Raw genomic sequence first — 19,548 nt, 5'->3', positions numbered from 1 at the left:
GCCAGCCGACCTGATGCGACGTGTCGGAATGACGGCGAGCAGCTCAACCCGCCGCGGACGCGCGATCGAGCTCTGTGCCGCCGAGCTCCACCACCTGCCGCTCGAACAGCCCGCGGTAGATGCCGCCAGCGGCGACGAGCGAGCGATGGGTGCCCTCCTCAACGACCTGGCCGCGGTCGAACACGAGGATGCGGTCGAGTGCGCGCACGGTCGACAGCCGATGCGCGATCACGATCGATGTGCGCCCGTGCATCAACCGCTGCATCGCCTCCTGGATCAGCGCCTCGGATTCCGAATCGAGGCTGGAAGTCGCCTCATCCAGGATCAGGATTGGCGCGTCCGCCAGGAACGCGCGCGCCAGTGCGACGCGCTGCCGCTCGCCGCCCGAGAGCTTCACGCCGCGTTCGCCGACCAGCGTGCCGTAGCCCTTCGGCAGCCGCTCGATGAACTCGTGCGCGTTGGCAAGCCGCGCCGCTTCGACAACCGCCGCAAAGCTAGCGCCGGGTCGGCCATAGGCGATGTTGTCGGCAAGCGATCGATGGAACAGGATCGGCTCCTGCTGCACGATCGCGATCTGCCGCCTGAGCGAGGCCTGCGTCGCCTTCGAGACGTCCTGACCGTCAATCAGGATTTGCCCGTCGGTGACGTCATAGAGACGCTGGATCAGCTTGACGAACGTCGTCTTGCCCGACCCGGAGCGTCCGACCAGGCCGACGCGCTCACCGGCGGCGATCTCCACCGACAGGTCGCGGTAGAGCGGCAGCGGATGTCCACGGTAGTGGAACGTCACGCGATCGAACCGGATGTTGCCGCCAGCGACCCTGAGCACCTTGGCATCGCTCGCATCGAGAACGCCCGGCACCTCGTCATGGATCGCCACCAGCTCCTCCATATCGTTCACCGAGCGCTGCAGGTTGTTGACGTGCATGCCGACGTCGCGCAGGTACCCATGGATGACGAAATAGCTCGTCAGCACATAGGTCACGTCGCCCGGCGTCGCCTTGCCGGCCATCCACAGCAGCAGCGCGCCGCCGACCACGGACGTGCGCACGCCGAGCAGCACCACGAGCTGGATCGTGCTCGTCGCGGTGTAGCGCATCCACGTGCGCCGCACGCGCTTGCGCCACTTGCCGATCACACGCCCGAGCCTCTCGTCCTCGCGCTCTTCCGCGCCGAACGATTTCACCACCGGATTGCAGGTCAAGGCGTCGGCGAGCGTGCCGCCGACCTTGGTGTCCCACGCATTCGACAGCCGCGCCGCCGGCGCGATGTACTGGGTCGAGAACCACACCGTCATCGCTATGTAGGCGATCGCGCCGACCGCGATCACGGCGCCGAGCGCGGGCCAATGCAAGGCGAGCAGGATCGTCGAGCCGGCCAGCACCACCACCGACGGCAGCAACGCCAGCAGCACCGTGTCGTCGAGCAGATCCACCGCCCACATGGCGCGCGTGATCTTGCGCACCGTCGAGCCGGCAAAACTGTTGGCGTGCCAGTCGGTGGAGAAGCGCTGCACAACGTGAAACGCGTCGCGCGAAACATCCGACATCACTTGCAGCGTGAACGGCACGATGCCCCAGAAGCCGAGATGACGAAGTGTCACTTGCGCGAGGCCGAGCGCGATGATCGCGGCGAAGGCCGTGATCGCGCCCGCCTTGCCGGCCTCGAAATCAGTCGCGCCCAGCGCGATGGCGTCGACCAATCGGCCTGCGAACAGCGGCATGAACACATCCGAGACGGTCGCGCCGACGATCGCCAGCGAAATGCCCGTGCCGAGCCACGGCTGATTGCGCCAGTGACGGAAGATGAACCGCAGCACCGCGCGGATCGCAGTGGGACGGTCTTTGCGTTTATCGATCATGACACGTTCCGGCTGCGCCAAACGCAAGCCGGCTCCATTCGATTGCGGCGCCAAAGGGCGCGCACGCCCGACGGCACCAAAGTAGAATTCTGGATTTGGAAGAAGGTCGGGGCGTCAGACCCGACCGAAACGAACCGGAAAGCCTAAGCGGCTGCGCTGCTGTCCAAGAGACCGGACATGCGGCCGGATACGAAACCGGACGCGCGCGAAGGAGCGACAAGCAAATACATCGAAATCATGCATGTCCTCCTCGGTTCACTACTGGAATGCCGAAGGTGATACGCCCGAGTCGACGATTTGGCAACACGCGGATCGTCGACGACCGCATTTGCATAGCAATCGATGCAACAGCGCATCAGCGAACCTGTCTCGGCGCACGTTTGTTTCGAAATCGCCGACCAGTTGTTTTCGATTGTGGCGCGGGGCCGCGGCGCTCGTGCCTTACCGGCCGTTGTCCTTGATGTGGGACTCGTCCTCAATGCCGTCGTCGGCGCTGGGGCGATAGGACAGCGCGCGTCGTTTCGCGCCAATCGAGCCGGTGACAGCGGGATCACGTCCTACGTAGCGGCCGCCCGACGCACGCGCGGCGATCAGTTCGCCGGATACCGCCGCCGGATTGCAGATCGCGCGGCCGGAGGAGCGGCGCATCAGGTCCACATGGATATGGTCGTAGTGATAGATGTTCGAGCCGGGCGCGAGCACCGTGTTGAACATCTGGCAGGCGGCGCCCTGAATATCGCGCAGGAAACCCTGCTCTTCCGGCAGCCCGCGCCAACCGTCCTTCACCGAGATGCGCCGTCCGTCGGCAAGCGTGAAAGCCGAGATGTCCAGCGCATTCCCGAACGCGTGCTCGGAGATGCGCGCATTGGAATTGCCGTTCATGCCGCGACAGGAATAGGCCGAGATCTGCCGGATCTCGGCGACCGGCTGGTTGAACCAGCGCAGTGCTGCCGGCTGAACCGACTCGATGATCCAGCGATCGAGCGCAGACACCAGCGGACAGGCGAGCGTCGCGGCCGGCTTGAACGCCACCGGTCCGATTGAGGCGACCTGATCGTTGCGCTCGGGCCCGAGCCGCGGCAGCGGCGGCGCGGGCGACGTGCTCGAATATGGCTCGCGCGGCGAAGGACCGCTCGGAGCGCCATTGGTCGGCGCACCGAGGCGCGGCGACTCTCTATAGAGCTGACCTTCCGAGGGCGGCCGGGGCCCGCGCGGATAGCCCCCCTGCGAGTGCTCGAATGCTGCCGAGTCTTCATCGTCAGGCGGTACTTGGCCTGGCGCATGCAACGACATCGGCACCTGCGGCGACGGATAGGTCTGCGGCTGCGGATCGTAGGACGGAGCGCGGGCGGCCTGCGACGGATAGGGCGCCACCGGCTGGGAACCGTACATCGGCCGGTTATTGGGCTGCTGATTGATGGGCCAGCGCGGCTGGCTCGACGCATTGGGGATGCGGCCCGGCGGGCGCAACTCGCCCATGTAGCTCATTGCGACGGCGCTGCCGAGGGCGGCGACTTTCAGCGGAAATTCCGCACCGCAGGCGCCGGGGCCGGAAATCGGCGAGACGCGGACCACAGTCGCGCTCTCTTTGATCGTGCCGGATTTCATACAGGCGGCTTCCGCCTCGGCACGCCATGCATCGCGCTCCACGGTGAAGAAACCGCGGCCGCATCCTGCAAGCGATACGAGGACGAGCGAGCCAACGAGATACCAGGGAACTCTGCGCGTCATGGCACGCAGTTTTGCGCAAATTTATTTAAGGACCTGTCAATACGTTGTTTTCATTCATTTTTTACCATGTTGGCCGGTCGGGAACGATTAACGTGTTCACGCGTTCTTGAGCGGATGGAGCAGTGGCCCTGACTTTTAGGCCGATTCCACCCTGGTAGCCTTGGGTCTCAGGCAGAGGCAGAGGAGACCAGCAAGCATCACGAGCCGGGAGCAGTTCCCATGAATTTCGTCGCGAAACTCAACGTCGTCGCCGCGTATGCTGCGTTCGCGTTTGTCTGCGCCATCGTGCTTGGGATGATCTAACGCTGAACGGACGATAAGCAGCGACTGAAGCTCACGAATTGCAGATCCGGGACGCGCGTGAAGCGCGAGGCCCGGATTTTTCATGTGCACGAAACACTTCGTCACGCTGACGAAACCATTTTACGGCGCACACGAAAAAATCGCGAAACGGCGACGCCCTATTGAGAGTCCAACGACACGCCGCAAAGGCGAGCACGGCACTCAAAACAGGGACTCGGCCATGTTCAACCTCACACGCATTTTCGGACGCAAGAACCAGGCTGCCGCAGCAGCGCTCGGCGCATTCGCCCTCACCCTGACACTGGCTGCGCCCGGACACTCCGCGCCGCTGCATCCGTTCAGCTATCCGCAACCGCTGCCACAGGTCGAGGAGGACGCGGACGCGAGTCAAGTGCCCGCGCGCTTCAAGCGTCAGATCGTCGCCTACCAAGGTTCCGAAGCGCCCGGTACCGTCGTCATCGATACACCCAACACGTATCTCTACTACGTACTGGGCGGTGGCCGCGCGATCCGTTACGGCATCGGCGTCGGTCGCGAAGGCTTCACTTGGTCCGGCGTTCAATCGATCTCGAAGAAGGCCGAATGGCCGGACTGGCAGCCGCCGACCGAAATGATCGCCCGTCAACCATATCTGCCGCGCTTCATGGCCGGCGGCCCCGGCAACCCCCTCGGTGCGCGCGCCATGTATCTCGGCGGCACCATCTACCGCATTCACGGCACCAATAATCCATCCAGCATCGGCGGTCGCGTCTCGTCAGGATGCATCCGCATGACGAACGAGGACGTGGCCGATCTCTATGCTCGCGTCAGCATCGGCACCAAGGTGATCGTCAAGCCGATGGATCGTCGCGCAGAAGTGAACTGACGCATAAGTGAGCCAACCGCTCTCTGTTCGCGCCGGACAAGAGGGCCCGGAATCCACGCTGTCTTCCCTGCTTGTTTTCGAACGATAGTTGAAATCGATCATTATCATCGCAAGTGTAGCGCTACACACGGCGAAACAAGCAGGGATCCCGCTATGGCACGAAGTGTTGCTGAGCAGTTCATCGAAGCGCTCGCTCAAGTCGGCGTCAAACGCATCTATGGAATTGTCGGTGACAGCCTCAACGGCTTGACGGATGCGATCCGCCGTCAAGGACGGATCGAGTGGATTCATGTCAGGCACGAGGAGGTTGCCGCTTTTGCGGCCGGCGCCGAGGCACACCTGACGGGCGAGCTCGCGGTTTGCGCGGGAAGCTGCGGTCCGGGCAATCTGCATCTCATCAATGGCCTGTTCGATTGCCACCGCTCGCGGGTTCCCGTCCTTGGTATCGCCGCGCATATTCCGTCGGCAGAGATCGGCAGCAATTATTTTCAGGAGACGCATCCGCAAACACTGTTTCAGGAATGCAGCCATTATTGCGAGCTGGTGTCGCGCCCGGACCAGATGCCGCGCGCGCTCGAGATTGCGATGCGTGAAGCGACCGGCAAGCGCGGCGTCTCCGTGCTGGTGCTGCCCGGCGACGTCGCGCTGCAAGATGCCGTCGACACGCCCGTGAAGATCGATGGATTGACAGCGCGGCCGCCTGTGGTCGCGTCGTCAAGAAATGACCTTGAGCGCCTGGCCGGCCTGCTCAATGGCGAAAAGCGCATCACCATTCTGTGCGGCTCGGGATGTGAAGGGGCTCATGATGAGCTCCTTGCCTTAGGTGAGCGGCTCAAGGCGCCCATGGTGCATGCTTTGCGCGGCAAAGAACATGTCGAATGGAATAATCCCTACGATGTCGGCATGACCGGACTGATCGGCTTTTCTTCCGGCTATTATGCAATGCGCGACTGCGACCTCCTCTTGATGTTGGGGACCGACTTTCCCTATCGCCAGTTCTATCCGCAAGGAGGCAACGCACGCATCGCGCAAGTGGACATTCGTCCCGAAAATATCGGTCGCCGCGCTCCCGTCGATCTCGGTATCGTCGGCGATGTGCGTGCGACGCTTACCGCGTTGCTGCCGCTGCTCGATCAGAAAGGTGACGCGGCGCATCTTGTCCGCGCGCAGGCGCATTACGCGAAAGCGCGCAAGGCGCTTGACGATCTCGCAACCGGCACGCCCGGCAAGCGGCTCATTCACCCGCAACAGGTCGCAAAAGCGATCAGCGACCAGGCGTCGGAGGACGCCATCTTCACCTGCGATGTGGGCCTGCCGACCGTGTGGGCGGCCCGCTATCTTGCCATGAACGGACGGCGGCGGCTCCTCGGATCATTCTGGCATGGCTCCATGGCGAACGCGATGGCGCAGGGGGTTGGCGCGCAAGCAGCCTTTCCTGGCCGGCAGGTGATCTCGCTTTCAGGCGACGGTGGCTTCACCATGCTGATGGGAGATATTCTTACGCTCAATCAGCATCGGCTTCCGATGAAGGTCGTGGTGTTCAACAATGGCGCGCTCGGGTTTATCGAACTCGAACAGAAATCCACCGGCTTTCTCGATTTCGGAACGGAGCTCAAGAATCCGAATTTCGCAGCGATGGCCGAAAGCATTGGCATCCGCGGGATCAGGCTGGAAGATCCGGGCGATGTCAACGACGGGATCGCGGAAGCATTTGCGCATAACGGTCCCGTTTTGATCGACGCGGTGGTGAACCGCACCGAACTGGCTATGCCGCCTTCGATCACGCTGGAAATGGCGAAGGGCTTCACGCTCTACATGGTGAAGGCGGTGATCAACGGCCGCGGCGATGAGGTGGTTGATCTGGCGCGCACGAATGTCTGGCGATGACGGGGACGTCCGGCGTCCGAAGATCTTTTGGATTGATACCAGTACGACCATCAAACCCGCGCACTGCTAGCGCATGATGAGTTCAAGTCGAACCCCTGTCGTCAGGCTCGAAGGCTTGCATCCAGTACGCCGCAGCCTCTGTGATGAAATCACTGACGCTCTGGGATACTGGGTCCTCGCTTTCGCGAGGACGACGCTGAGTTAGGGGTAGCGCCTATCGACACCCTTCAGCGCGCACCGGTCGTCCGCTCTCCGACTAGTATCCTCATCTGATCGTCGCTCAATTCGCCGCTTCCAACGATTCGGAAGATGCTGTTGGGATCATATCCTTGCTGGCTCTGCGTTCTGGAGCGGCGGCGTTCGTTGTTTTCGTTCGCGGGCGCCTCGCCATCGCCGCCACCGAAACCAAGGACTTCGACGATGATGATCGACGGCTGAGCGGAAGCCGAGTTCTGGGTCGGAACTGCCGCCTGTTGAGCTGCGGCACCAGCCGCGCCGGATGCTTCCGTTAGCCCGCCGATGTTCGGGACCTGGACCTGCGGAACGCCCGTCGTGTTGCCTTGCGCCTGGATGTTCGCAGCATTGACGATCTGCAGCGCGGCAACGTTGATGTTCGCTTCACTTCGGATGCCTGCCTCGCCTGCGTCGATCGTGCCTAAAGGCGCGATCAGATCGATGTCGCCCGAAGAAAGGCCGGGGATCGGATTGAGCGCGGCGATGCCGGCGCCCGACGTCGGCGCGTTCGGTGACAACGTCACCGTGCCGTCATCGTCGTAGACCCGCTTCGGCGGCGTGTAGACGATCGTCGTCTTGGCGCCGCGGCCGGCGTTGATGTCGCCTTCGGCCGACCAGGCGAGGATGTCGCCGCCGAAGGTCGTCATGATGCGCGACAGACCGAGCAGAATCGAGCCCTTCGCGTAGAGCTCGATATCGCCCGAGCCCTGGGTGACGATGCCGGCGCTCGCCGGCGGCACTTCGCCTTCGACGCCGACCACTTGCTGACCGCCCGGCGTCAGCATCTGGATGCCACCGCCGAACAGGGTCCGCACGCCGGCGCCGCCGAAGATCGTGATGTCGCCATCGTAGGCCGCGCCCTCGGGAAACAGCGCCGCAATGGCGTTGCGGCCGCGCAGATACGAGCCGAAGCGGCTGCTCTCCGGATCGTTGTATTCGCGACCTCCCGCCTTCAGCTCGGCGAAATAGACCTGGCGCAGGAAGATCGCCTGCTGCTCCGGCGCGAGCGCCATGAAATAGGCACGCGCCTCTTCGTCGGTCGGCGCTTCGAAGCTGTGGCGCTCCCCGAGCCAGATCTTGAGCTCCTGCTCATAGGTCTTGGCGACCTTGCCCGTCTGGTCGGCGAGAGGCGTGCCGGTCACCGCAAGGTTGGCCGGATCGAGATAGGGCAGCAGCCCCGCATAATTCGGCCCCGATGCGCCTGCGCCCGCTTGCATCAGGATCGACGCGCCGGAGCGGGTGTCGCCGGCGGGCAGCGGTCCGATCGAGACAATGGAGCCCTTGTCGCCGAGATAGAGGTTGCGGCCGGCGACGACTTCGAGCGAACCCGGGCCAGCGACCTGCACCTGCGCGTAGAGAATATCGCGGCCTGCCTCGATGATCGAGACATCGGTCGCATCGTTGTTCAGGATCAGGCTTGGGGTATCTTTGAGTTTTGCGTCGGCCTGTTGGTTGCGATAAGCGTTCTTGCCGAAATTGACGATGTCGCGTCCGGCATAGATGCGGGCCGGCATGGCCGCGCGATAACGGGGCAAAAATTCGCCGTTCACGTTTTGCGGCGTGGGATCGCCGAGCGTGAAATTGACGATGTCGCCGGTGAGCGCATAGACGCGGATGAGCTTGTCATCGCCCTCGTGCAGGTTGGTGGTGACGGTGTCCGGCTGGAACTGGAAATAGGAGTTGTTGTTTCCCGGCCGGAACGGATTGGGGATCGAATTGGGATCGGCCAGAGCGCCCGAGACGCTCCAGGCGGCGGGGTTGGAATTCCCGCTGATACCCGCCGCGTAAATCGAGTCGCCGGCCAGAAGCTCGAGATAGCCGTCGCGAGACGGCGCCAATTCAATGCGCCGCACGCCAGCCCAGTAGAGGCTGCCCTGTGCTGCGACTGCCTCGAAGATCGGCGTCATCATCGCCCGGTTCGTTGTATCCTCGCTGCCCCACTTTTCGTTCGCGCCGTCATACGATGAGAGGTTCAGCGGCACCATGTTGCCGCCCGCCGAGAACAGCGTGATCGCGCTGTCCGGGCGCCACAGCGAGAAGGCCGGGCCGGGGGTGTTAGAGATCATGCCGGGATCGCCGGCGGCACCGAAGACGAGGTCGCCGCGCGCCCGCAGGCTGGCCGATCCGTCGCCGATGACGACCACCGGCCCGCCGACGCCGCCGTCGGTCTGGAGCATCGTCGCCCGATAGAGATCGACGGCCCGCGGATCGTTCAGCGCGCCGACGCCGTAGACCAACTTGGCCGCGCCGATGGCGCCGGCCTGCACGGCGATGTCGCCGCGCAGATTGGTGAAGGAGCCGTTGAGATCGTCCGTCGTAGCGGCTGTCGCGGTGAACGGGTTGAGCCGGCCGCCGATAGCGACGGAGAGGTCGCCGCCGCCGGTCTGCAGCAAAGTGCCGCCGGTCACAACGCCGTCCGCCGTCTTCGTCACCGCGGTGACTCGGCCGCTTCCGCCCACCGCGAAGACGACACCGGTGCTGAGAGTGATCTGGCCGCCACCGTTTGTGAACGCGCCGAGCACACCAGCATCGCCGCCGGCGTCGACGTTCAAATTGCCGCCGCCGAGAGTGCCGAAGCCGGAGAAGGCATAGAAGATGTTGGCGCTGGGTCCGCCATAGGCCCCGAAGCGGATGCCCCAGGCCGCCGGAGTCTCAGCGTCGCCCTGGCGCACCAGCCAGTTGCCGACCGAATAATTATTCGTGCCGCCGCCCCCGGACGCAGGATCCTCCACCTTGAGAGAGCCCGTGAGATTGCGCCCGGCCGCGATCGTCAGATCGCCGCCGCCTTGCGTGAAATAACCGCCCTGCGAGGTGACGCCGGAATAGGCGCCGCCGACATCGATCTGCGTGCCCGCGGTGTAGACGCCGAAGGGCGTGTCCTGGGTGAGGTCGCGCCCGGCGATGAGGTCGAGATCGCCGGTGCCGGTGCGGATCACGCTCGGCAGGACCTTGCCGCCCACGTTGGTGAGGGGGTTGGAGAGCAGCATGTTGCCGCCCACCCCGAGCGCCGCCAGCGATTGCACCGCCCGTGTGTCCGCGCTGGTGGTGTCGGCGCCGCTGACGAGGCGGATCGACCACGACTCGCTGCCGGCATCCAGCATCGGCGCGCGCGCATAATTGGCGATGGGCGTCGATGTGACGAGCTCCATTCCCACCGGCAGGATGTCGCCGGCGGACAGCGTCTGGCCGGCCTGCAGCGTGACCATGCCATTAGCGTTACCCATGACGGCGGCGAGATTTGTCCCCTCCGGAATGGTCGTCGTGCCGGCCACGATCCCCAGCGTGCCCGAACCCGGCAGCCTGCTTTGGGCGCCGTAGATCGTACCGCTCGGAAGGATAAAGTTGGTGGAAGTAGGGATAAAACCGATATTGATGACGGTCCCGGCCGGCAGGACCGTGCCCGCCGGTATGACCTGACCCGCGACGTATGTCGTTGTCGTTCCACCCGGACCCGGCACCACGACGGTGCGGGTCGGAATCTCTGGGATAAGCCTAAAATCGGCGACGAGGGTGATCGACCCGGTCAACTTCCAACGGCCGGGCACCCCCTCGTCGGACACCGAATCGGCGCGAACGCTCAGCTGGCTGCCCGTGAACCCGAACGGGATCTCGACACCACCGCGCTTAACGGAATTGCTCGCTCCTGCGACGATGTCGAGTTTCAGCGTCGTGAACGGAATTCTCGATCCTGCTGCGACGGTGATCGCCTCAGTCAAGGTCCGATCGCTGGTCAGCTTCTCGGTGCTGTTTCTGATGTCGTTCGGATTCGCGACGGGATTGCCGAAGCCGTCCGTGATGCTGCCGTTCACGGTCAGGTTGCCCGGCGCGCGGATAACGAGCGAGCCCGATTCCGTGGCGCTGTAGGCCTCGTCCGAGGTGCGCAGGCTCGCGAGATCGAGATTGCCCTTGACCGTGAGGTTACCGTTTGAGGACGAGCCGCCAGTGATCTCGACGCCCGGTCGCAGGTGATAGGCGTCGCCGTAAGCGGACAGGCCGGCGGTGCGGCCGGCAAGACCGGCATTGGCGAGCGCCGCGTCGATGAACAGCACGTTGCGCGCACCGATCTGGTCGAGACCGAGCGCGCCATCCGCACCCACCGGATCTGAACCGCCGTTATTCTGCACGATGCTGCCGTCGGCATCGCTCGGCGAATAGGTCCAGAAAGCGTTCAGCGCGATCTCGCGCGCGCCACGGATGTCGAGCGGGGACGTGGCGTCGATGCGCGCGTCGCCACCCGTCTCGCTCGTACGGCCGACATTGAGCGCCACCTTGCCGCGCCTCACGCCATCCGGCGAGCTCATGTCCAGGCCGGCGCCCTGATTGAGGCGAAGCCACCCGGTCGTCGCGGTCAGCTCGATGCTGCCGCGGTTCTTAGCCTCGATAGCGACGCCGTCGCTGTCGGTCTGCAGCTCGGTGCCATGCACGTCGAGCACGGCGCTGGAGGCAATGGTCAGATCGTTCTTGGCCGAAAGCCGGATGGAGCCCGGCGCCGCACCGCTGGCGTCGATCCGGCCGAGTACGGCCAAGCTGCCACTGTCGACGGAGACGACGACATTGCGCGCCCTCACCTCGTTGCCGATGGCGAGATCGCCTCGCTTGAGGGCGAATTCCCGCGTCTGGAAGAACCCTCCTGCATTCAGGGCCACGTTGATGCGCGCGAAGCCTTCGCTCTGGCTGGCGGAACCGGCAAAATGACCGCTGAGCGTGAACGAGCCGCTCTCGTAACCCGCGGTGGACGAGCCCTTAAATATGCCGTCGAGCGACTGCAGCGGCGTGCCGTCCCGGTTGAGGAAGGCGATGCCGCCAGCGGATGCATCGGTCGCCGACAGCGCGATCGAGCCGGCATGGTTGTTCGCCGCGGAAACGTCGAAGGTCGCGCCGTCACGGACCACGATGCTGCTATGCGTGCTTTCCAGGATGACGTCGCCGCCCCACGAATACTTCGTCACGTCCTTGAAGGGGATGGCGCGGCCGGCCAGGTCGATGCGCGCGCCGCTATCGATCTGAAGGCTTTGGTCCGCGGTCACCGTCAGCTTGCCGGAGGGCAGCGCGACTGCCGTATCGAGCTGAACCGAACCCTGGACCGATGCGAGGTTGATCGTGGCGCCGAGTGTGTCCGCCGAAGCGATGCCGGCGGGCGCTCCCTGCGGCGCGACGACACGCAGTGCACCACCGGCATAGACCGACAGCGTCGATCCGCTGTCGCCGGTCAGCAGCGGCGTGACCAGGTTCAAGGCTGCCTGCTCGCCAGTATAGGTGGCGGGATCGAAGGACGAGGTCGGGCTCGCCCCGGTCCGCCAGACCGCGAGCGTGTTGATGTTGTTCGAGGTGATGCGCTCCGAGGCGTTGAGGTTCACCGTCCCGAAGCCCAGCATCAGCCGGTTGAACTGGACCGTGTTGAGCGGCCGCGACCGTTCGAGATAGCCGAACAGGATCTCGCGGGCGTCGACATTGAAGACGCCGTGGCCGGTGCCCGGCCCGTTGGCGATGATCGCGCCGGGCGCGGCAGGGCCATAGACCGGCTGGCCTGAACCGGTCGCACCCGTCCGCAGCGAACGGCTCGACCACACCAGCCGTTCGGTGGTCAGCGTGACGCTGTCATCCGCGCCGCCATGGCCATAGATCGCGGGCGTGCTCAGCACGAAGCTTTCAAGGACCGACTTGCCGCTCTCGTCGAGCGTGGAGAGGCTTACGGAGCCGTAGAAGTTGATCGAGTTCACCGCCGACAGGATGAGATTCTTCATCCCCGGGGCGCCGGTCTGCGGATCGCCCCGCACCAGCCTGTCGAGCACCGCCTGATTGAGCGACAATCCGCCCGGCAGGATGCCGGCGGCCGCCGCGGCCGCAAGCTGCTCCGCGGTGCCGATATTGATATAGGGCAGCGCCAGTTCGAGATCGCGCGTGCCGAAACGCGCACCGTCCTGCAGGACGACGCCCTGGCCGGCAGTGAAGGCGATCGACCCTTCGCTGTAGAGCGACGAGCCGTCCTCGAGCGTGATCCTAGACGGCGTGTTTTGCTGGTACGGTTCGAGCGAGACCGAGCCGTTCGAGACCGCGAGCAACGCGGGCGCGCTGAACAGCAAGCCGGTGGCGGCCGTGTCCGGCGCCTGCAGCCCTTGGCCGATCGTATTGACCGACGCGCCGGACTTCACCGTGATGCCGCCGTGCTGGGCCACGAGCATGACCTGCGAGCCCGTCAGCACAACCCCGCTTTCCAAGGTCAGCGAGCGGACGAGGCCGTCATTGACCGTGAATTCGAGCACCGGATTTCCAGCCGCATATCCGGGCTTGGGCGCGGAGCCGATATAGAGATTGGCCGCTCCGATGTCGGCGATCTCGGAGGCGGCAACGGTGGTGACACTGCTGCTGCGGAGCGTCGTGCTGCCCGCTCCGGTGATCACCATGTCGGTGTCGTACGAACGGTTGGCACCGCCGCGGCCGGAGACCGCCAGGGTGCCACCATAGCCGCCCTCGCCGGGGGTGAAATCGGCGAAGCCGTCGAAAATGAGCGCCGATTCCAGGCGCGGCGCGCTGCCCGTATCCAGTGTCGACAGATTGAGGGTCAGGAACTTGCCGTCGACCGCCAGTAACGGGCGGGCCACGCCGAAGGTCGCCGCCTGCGCGAGCTGGAAGGCTTCGTAGCCCTGCTCGTTATATTGCGAATAGGTGCGGACCGTGCTGCCTGGCGTGACGATCGCCGAGGTCGTCAGAGTATCGGCGATTGCGGTGGTGGCCACGCCGCGCGTCGCGCTCGTGATGTAGGACCCGTTCGGCAGCGACTGGGCCGCGGCAAATCCCGTCGTCCCGCGCGCGCCGAGCTCGACGCGGTAGGCCCCGGGCAGCAGCGCATAGTTCGCCGGCAGGAGCGTGTAAGTGCCAGCCGGCAGGCCCGGCACACCAGCCGGGATCGTGATCTGCTCGCCGATGCCCGGCGCCGCGCCGGTCCAGGCCGTGGAGTAGCCGCCCACCGGCGGCGCGATATCGATGCCCGGCACGATGGCATAGACCGGATTTCCGGACTTGCTGAAGCCATAGCCGGGATTGGCGTCGGCGAGCGCATTGACCAGCACGTCGACCGAACCACCGCGGCCGGAGACGAAGGCCGCGCCCGCCAGCGTGCCGCCGCCCGACAGATCGAGCACCGAGCCGGAATGGCTGACGACGTTGTGCCCCGTCGCGGTGATCCCGAGCCGCCCGCTGGCGCTGTTGTTGAGGTAATTGCCGTCGGCATCCTTGACGATCGTTCCGGTGAGGAGATCGTAGGGGATCGGCTCGCTGCCATCGACCGTGAAGCTGACGCCATCCACCGTGCCGCCATAGGGAATGACGAGCCCCTTGGCGCTGACCGAGGTCAGGCTGCCCGGCAGGAATTCGACGAGGCCTCGCGTCACCATCTGCGTGTCGACCGTGGTAAGCGAGATCGCGCCGAGCGGGGCGAGCAGATTGCCGCCTTGCCGGATCGTCCCGGCTGTCAGGCTGAGCGAGCCGAACACTGAATAGGGCACCGCGACCGGCCCATCGTCGTGGCGTGCGATCGTTATCGTGGCGTCATTCTGCGTGCCGGACGTAAGCAGCGGCCGGCCGCTAACATCGATCGCGGTGCCGGCATAGAGTTCCGCCCTGGCGCCGGTCACCGGATAGATGCGCTGCGCGATCAGGTCGAGATCGCCGGTCACGGCCAGCGTCGATGTCGAGAAGCGCAGGTCGCTCCGGCTGTCGAGCGTCAGCTTTCCAGCATAGGCGTTCATTCGGCCAGCGACGTCGATCAGCCCGCCGTGGACGGCGAGCGTCCCCGTCGTTGGATAGACCGGCAGGAGGGAGGGGAGCACCTGCCACTGTCCAGCCTGGCGCACGAACCGTCCATCCAGCGTCACATAGGGCGCGGATGCGCTCGCGTGGGCGCCGTCGACGGAATTGTAGAGGCCCGCCGTGCGCAGCGCGACGCTGCGGCCCGCGACGAGGTTCACGTCGCCTTCGAACACGATGGCGGTGCGTGCGAACAGCGACAGGTCGTCGAAGCCGCCTTCCGCGACCTGCTCTGCGCTCAGCCTCGCATAGCCGGGCCTCAGGCCGTCATGGGCCGCGCCCGCCTGAAGAGCGGCCGGCAATGCGCTCGGCTGCTTTGTCTGGGAGATCCGCAGCGCCCTGCCCGCCTGCAGGCGCGAAGGGACGATGTCGCTGGGAGTATGGCTGTAGATTGGCGCTTCGAAATTGATCGTCAGCGTGCCGCCCGAGGCGCCAGCGCCGCCGGCGCGGGCGAGCATCGTGCCGTCATTGTAGATGCCCTGATAGGAATCCAGGACGATGCTGCCGCCATTGCTGGCGACGGCGCGGCGCGCGACCGTGCTCCGTCCCGCCGCTCCGATGGTGGTGATGTCGAGCTCGGCGCTGGTGCCCGAGACGTCGATCACCGCGCCTTCGCGCACCACGACATAGGCGTCGGCGGAAAAGTAGGCGTTCTCGTACAGCGTGTCCTCGCCGCCGCGGCTGCCGAGCACGACCTTGCCGCCGTCGGACACCACGCCATAGATCCGCCCCCGGATATCGACGGCGGTCGCCGCCCGAGCCGAGGCGTCGAGCCGCGCATACTCGCCGATCCAGACCGAAAGTCCGCCGACGTCCTTATTGCTGAACCGGTTGGCGTTGAGGACGGCGATCTCGCCGCCATGAGCGGTGATCGAGCCGTCGATGACGATCTGCCCGCCGCTGGCGACGGTGACCTTGCGGCCGGGATCGACGGTGATCGACGCGCCCTCTGCGATCGTCACGCCGCCGCCGGAGAGCCACTTGGTGTCGCCGCCGAAGCTGCCGCCCGACAGCAGCTCGAGATCGACGCCGCCGCGCTGGATCAGCTTCCCCCCCACCGGATCGGCGCGAAAGGCGTCCGGAAGCCAGAGGCTCAGCGCGGCCGACGGATCGCTGCCGGTCGGCGCCGCAAAGCTCGCGCTGTCGAATCGGTAGACGGGCATGACGGGAGCGACAATGGCGCCGGAGGCAACGACCAACCCGTTTTCGCCATTGATTGAATACTTGGAAAAGCCGCGGCTCAGGAGGCCATCGGCGACATGCAACGTCGCCGACGGCTCGATCCGGGCTTCCATCGGCAGAAGCGTGCCCGCCCGGATCACCGTTCCGGCCGCGATGGTCACGTCCAGCGGCGCGGGCGTCCCGGGCATGAAGGTCACGACCTGCGGCGCGATCAGCCTCAGGCCCGTGGGAAAGACGTTGGCGGGCAGCACGTAGCCGCCGGGCAGGACCGGTGTTAGCGTGCTGTATCCACGCACCGTCGAGCCGACCGGGATGACGGTGCCGGGCGGTGCCGCAGTCACCCTGAAGTCTCCGGGCAATATATAAGCGATGCTGACTGCGCCGGCGGGCACCACCCACTCCGCCGCGATCGTCGTCGTTACAAAGGGCACGTCGGTGGGCAGAGTCGCGCCTGCCGCGATCGCGGTGACGGTCTGGTTGTAGGCGGCGGGAAGCGGCGTCCCCGCCGGAATGAACAAGGCTTCCGTCAGCCTCACATCGGCCGGTGTCACGCTGCCGGCCGGCAATGTCGACCCAATCTCGTAACTGGCGTCCCCGATGACCACGAGGCCCGACGTCGACAGCGCCAATGTCCCGCCACCTTCGACTCCGTATCCGTGGACATCGCCGTTCAACGTCAGGACGCCCTCGCCACCTCCGTTGAAATCGGCAAGCAGGGCAACGTCCCCGCCCTTGCCGCCCCTGGTCTTGCCGTCGGCGAGGATAGCGCCGCCGGATGAGGTGTCGATCGACGAGCCTTCCTCCAGCGTCACGTCGCCGGAAGAACGCAACGTGACTGCGCCGCCGTCGATGAAGGCGAGGCCGCGCAGATTGGCTCGATCGCGCAGAGCGTTGGTCCATGTGCCGCTGGTGTCGATGGTCGCGCCGCTGTGCAGCGTCACGCGCGACATGCCGTCCCGGAGCAGATCGGTGGCCCTCGTGAAGATCGAGTCGCCCTGAGGCTCACGCGTCGTCAGTTGATTGGAGGCGCTGACACGCCCTCCACGCACGGTGACATTGGTGCGGATGTCGATGATGGGTGCGACGAGGTCGATGGATCCTCCATCGGCGAGCGTAAGGTCGCTCTCGATCGTCATGTTGCCGCTTGTGGCCAGATCAAGTCCGCCGAGCAACTGGTCGTTGAGGTGGCCGGCGTCGAGCCACAACGTGCCGGTGCGGCCCGCAGGCATGGCGGAGGCGGCGTCGAGGCCCTGGGTCATGTTGGCGACGTCGCCGATCACCACCTCGGTGTCATGGACCCCCATACGGCCGAGCGCACCGTATTGTCCAAGGATGAGCGTCCCTGCTTTCGCCGTCTGGTTCTGGCCGAGCTTATAGCCGTCGGCGACGTCATCCGGTCGCGCCTCGGTCTGGCGCGAACCCTGAACGACATCGGCGAGGATATCGCCTTCGAATACCGCGGTCGGTGTCGACAGGATCAGCGTGCCGGCATCGCGGCCGACCGTGTAGCCGTCCTCCCAGCGCCTGCTGACCCTGCCCTTGCCAAACGGGCTGGTCCACACCTCGGTGATGCCCCAGCGCTCATTCTTGCGGATGAAGCCGTGGCCGAGACCGTAGAACGTCATGTCGGCGCGGGCATCATTGATGTTGTAGATACGCCCGTCCGGCCCTAGAAAGTTCGAGGTCAGGATGTAGCCCGCCTCGTATTTGAGCGAGCCGCCGGAGATGTCGAAGATCGAACCCTGCTGGGCGATCACCTCTTGCGCCGCCAGGGTGATCGTGCCGCCCACCGACGACCATTCGCCGATCGTGTGCGCGGTATTGGCGAGGTGGCCGCCGACTTCGAGCAGCCCGCCTGGCGTGTAGTAACGGTTGCCCTCATAGCCGCCCGTTCCCGACGGTACATAGATCAGATCACGGATGTCGACCCAGACATCGGCGTTCTTCAGATAGTCATTGTCACGATTGACCGGGCTGTCACGCAGCTCGTTGCCCTGGATGTTGACCAGGATGTTGTTCGACGACATCGCAAGGACGACGTCACGCACGCCGGAGACGTCGATGGTCGCTCCGCTTTCAGTGAAAATGCGGCCGCCGGCCGAGACGGACACCTGCCCGCCCTGCGCGATTGTGACCGAGCCGCTCCCCGCCGAGGCACTGCCCTTGAAGATCACGTTGCCGCCGGTGACGATCTCGATCCGAGACTGATCGAGCCGGTCGGCGAGCAGCGACAGGTTATCGAACGGACCACTCGCCGCGCCTGCCCGTTGCAGGTTGGCTGCCTCCGAAGCCGCAATCAATGCGTCACGCTGGCTGTTGAGTGCGGTTTCTTCGCTTTCGAGCTCGGGAATGATGGTTGTGACGCTGTTGGCGCCCAGCGTGACGCTGCCGTGCGCGTCGGTCGCCGAATTGAGGAGATGAATCGTGCCGCGCGTGTTGACCGACGTGGATGCGACGAGGATGCCGTTCTGCTCGATCGTTCTGCCGGCCAGGGTGATGTCGCCCTGCGGACTGGAGATGAGACCGTCATTGCGAACAAGTCCGGCAAGGCTCCCGGCATCGAACAGCGGGGCGATCTCGTTGCCGCGTGTCGTCGAGGCGATGTTCTGGTCAGTGCCGTAGCCGCGCCGAAGCACGAAGTCGTCGCCTGCGGCAAGCTGGGTCTGGCCGTTGGGTGTCGTGATCGCACCAGCATTGACGACCTCGCCGCCCATCAGCAGCACGAAACCGCCGCCGGACGTCACCGACGACGGCGCATGCGTTTCGATCTGCGCACCCGCCTCGACCTTGACGACACCGCCGCCGGCGCCGTTGCCAAGCAACGCCGCCGCATCGGTAAAGCTCGGGTTCCAGCTGGCGCCCCTCTGCGTCGAGTAGATGCCGCTCTGGAATTGTTCGTTGGAGATCTTCGCGGTGGAGGCGATCAGCGCACCGACATTCACCTGCGACGCACCGCCGAAGACGATGCCGTTCTGATTGATCACATAGACCGCGCCGTCAGCCTTGATGTTGCCAAGGATCTGGCTCGGCCGGCCATCCGTGCCGAGCACGCGATTGAGCACCACCCAGTCGCGGCGACCTTGCTGGTCGAAGGCGAGATCGGTCTTGCCGCCGACGTTGAAGGTGTCCCAGGTGAGGATCGCCTTCTGCCGGGTCTGCTCGACATTGACCCTGACGCGATCGCCATCGGCGAACTCCGTCGGCAGCTTCGCGCCTTGCCACAGCTCGGTATTGACGGCTCCATTGGGACCAACCACTCCGATGCCGATCTGCAGGCCGCCCGGCCGCAGGCCGTTCGGCACGGCGTTCGCTTGAAGCGCAGCCCGGGCCGCATCGCGCGCGGCCTGTTGGCTCGCCTGCTGCGCCTGGATCGAAAGGGTCGCACGCTTCAGCGAATTGGCGGCCGCGCGCGCAGCTCGCGCCGCTTCCTGAGCGCCCGATTGCGCCGCCGCGATCGCCGCAGCGGAGGGTGCCGGTGCCGGTCCGCCCAACGGACGCGCCAGCGCCTGCGGGCTGGCCATGAACAGTGCCGCTACGCTGACGCTGGCGAGGAGCAGGCCGCGTTCTCTTAAGCGGGATCGCGTAACAGTCGCGCAGACTGGCGGACGCGAAGCGGAAGCGCGAGCGGTCACGGGCAGCTCTCCAACAATTCACGAGGCCGCGCACTGCTCATGCAGGC

5 protein-coding genes are annotated in these 19,548 nt (G+C 65.3%); 2 read left to right on the top strand and 3 right to left on the bottom strand.

Features of this window, described 5'->3' with window-relative positions:
* Window positions 1-43: 43 nt before the first annotated feature.
* Complete coding sequence (locus RCO31_RS08780) at window positions 44-1,861, bottom strand: ABC transporter ATP-binding protein (protein ID WP_308967927.1); 1,818 nt, start codon at window positions 1,859-1,861, stop codon at window positions 44-46.
* A gap of 441 nt (window positions 1,862-2,302) precedes the next feature.
* The gene (locus RCO31_RS08775; protein ID WP_308967926.1) at window positions 2,303-3,592 is read right to left on the bottom strand and encodes an extensin family protein; all 1,290 of its coding nucleotides are present in this window, start codon (window positions 3,590-3,592) and stop codon (window positions 2,303-2,305) included.
* Window positions 3,593-4,115: 523 nt separating this feature from the next.
* Here RCO31_RS08775 and RCO31_RS08770 point away from each other — a divergent pair.
* Both RCO31_RS08770 and poxB read left to right on the top strand, forming a co-directional pair.
* On the top strand, window positions 4,116-4,760 hold the full coding sequence (locus RCO31_RS08770) for a L,D-transpeptidase (RefSeq protein WP_308967925.1): 645 nt from the start codon (window positions 4,116-4,118) through the stop codon (window positions 4,758-4,760).
* A gap of 153 nt (window positions 4,761-4,913) precedes the next feature.
* Complete coding sequence (gene poxB / locus RCO31_RS08765) at window positions 4,914-6,647, top strand: ubiquinone-dependent pyruvate dehydrogenase (RefSeq protein ID WP_308967924.1); 1,734 nt, start codon at window positions 4,914-4,916, stop codon at window positions 6,645-6,647.
* Window positions 6,648-6,874: 227 nt separating this feature from the next.
* Here poxB and RCO31_RS08760 read toward each other — a convergent pair whose 3' ends face one another.
* Complete coding sequence (locus tag RCO31_RS08760) at window positions 6,875-19,501, bottom strand: filamentous haemagglutinin family protein (RefSeq protein WP_308967923.1); 12,627 nt, start codon at window positions 19,499-19,501, stop codon at window positions 6,875-6,877.
* Window positions 19,502-19,548: the final 47 nt, after the last annotated feature.

The organism is Bradyrhizobium sp. LHD-71, assembly GCF_031157255.1.
In the GTDB taxonomy this organism is placed as follows: Bacteria; Pseudomonadota; Alphaproteobacteria; order Rhizobiales; family Xanthobacteraceae; genus P52-10.
The sequence above is the reverse complement of the archived record's forward strand: the minus strand, read 5'-3'. Positions and strand labels throughout refer to the sequence as shown.

Coding starts and splice junctions, on each gene's coding strand:
- RCO31_RS08780 (WP_308967927.1), bottom strand. CDS start 1,861: ATGATCGATAAACGCAAAGACCGTCCCACTGCGATCCGCGCGGTGCTG.
- poxB (WP_308967924.1), top strand. CDS start 4,914: ATGGCACGAAGTGTTGCTGAGCAGTTCATCGAAGCGCTCGCTCAAGTC.
- RCO31_RS08775 (WP_308967926.1), bottom strand. CDS start 3,592: ATGACGCGCAGAGTTCCCTGGTATCTCGTTGGCTCGCTCGTCCTCGTA.
- RCO31_RS08770 (WP_308967925.1), top strand. CDS start 4,116: ATGTTCAACCTCACACGCATTTTCGGACGCAAGAACCAGGCTGCCGCA.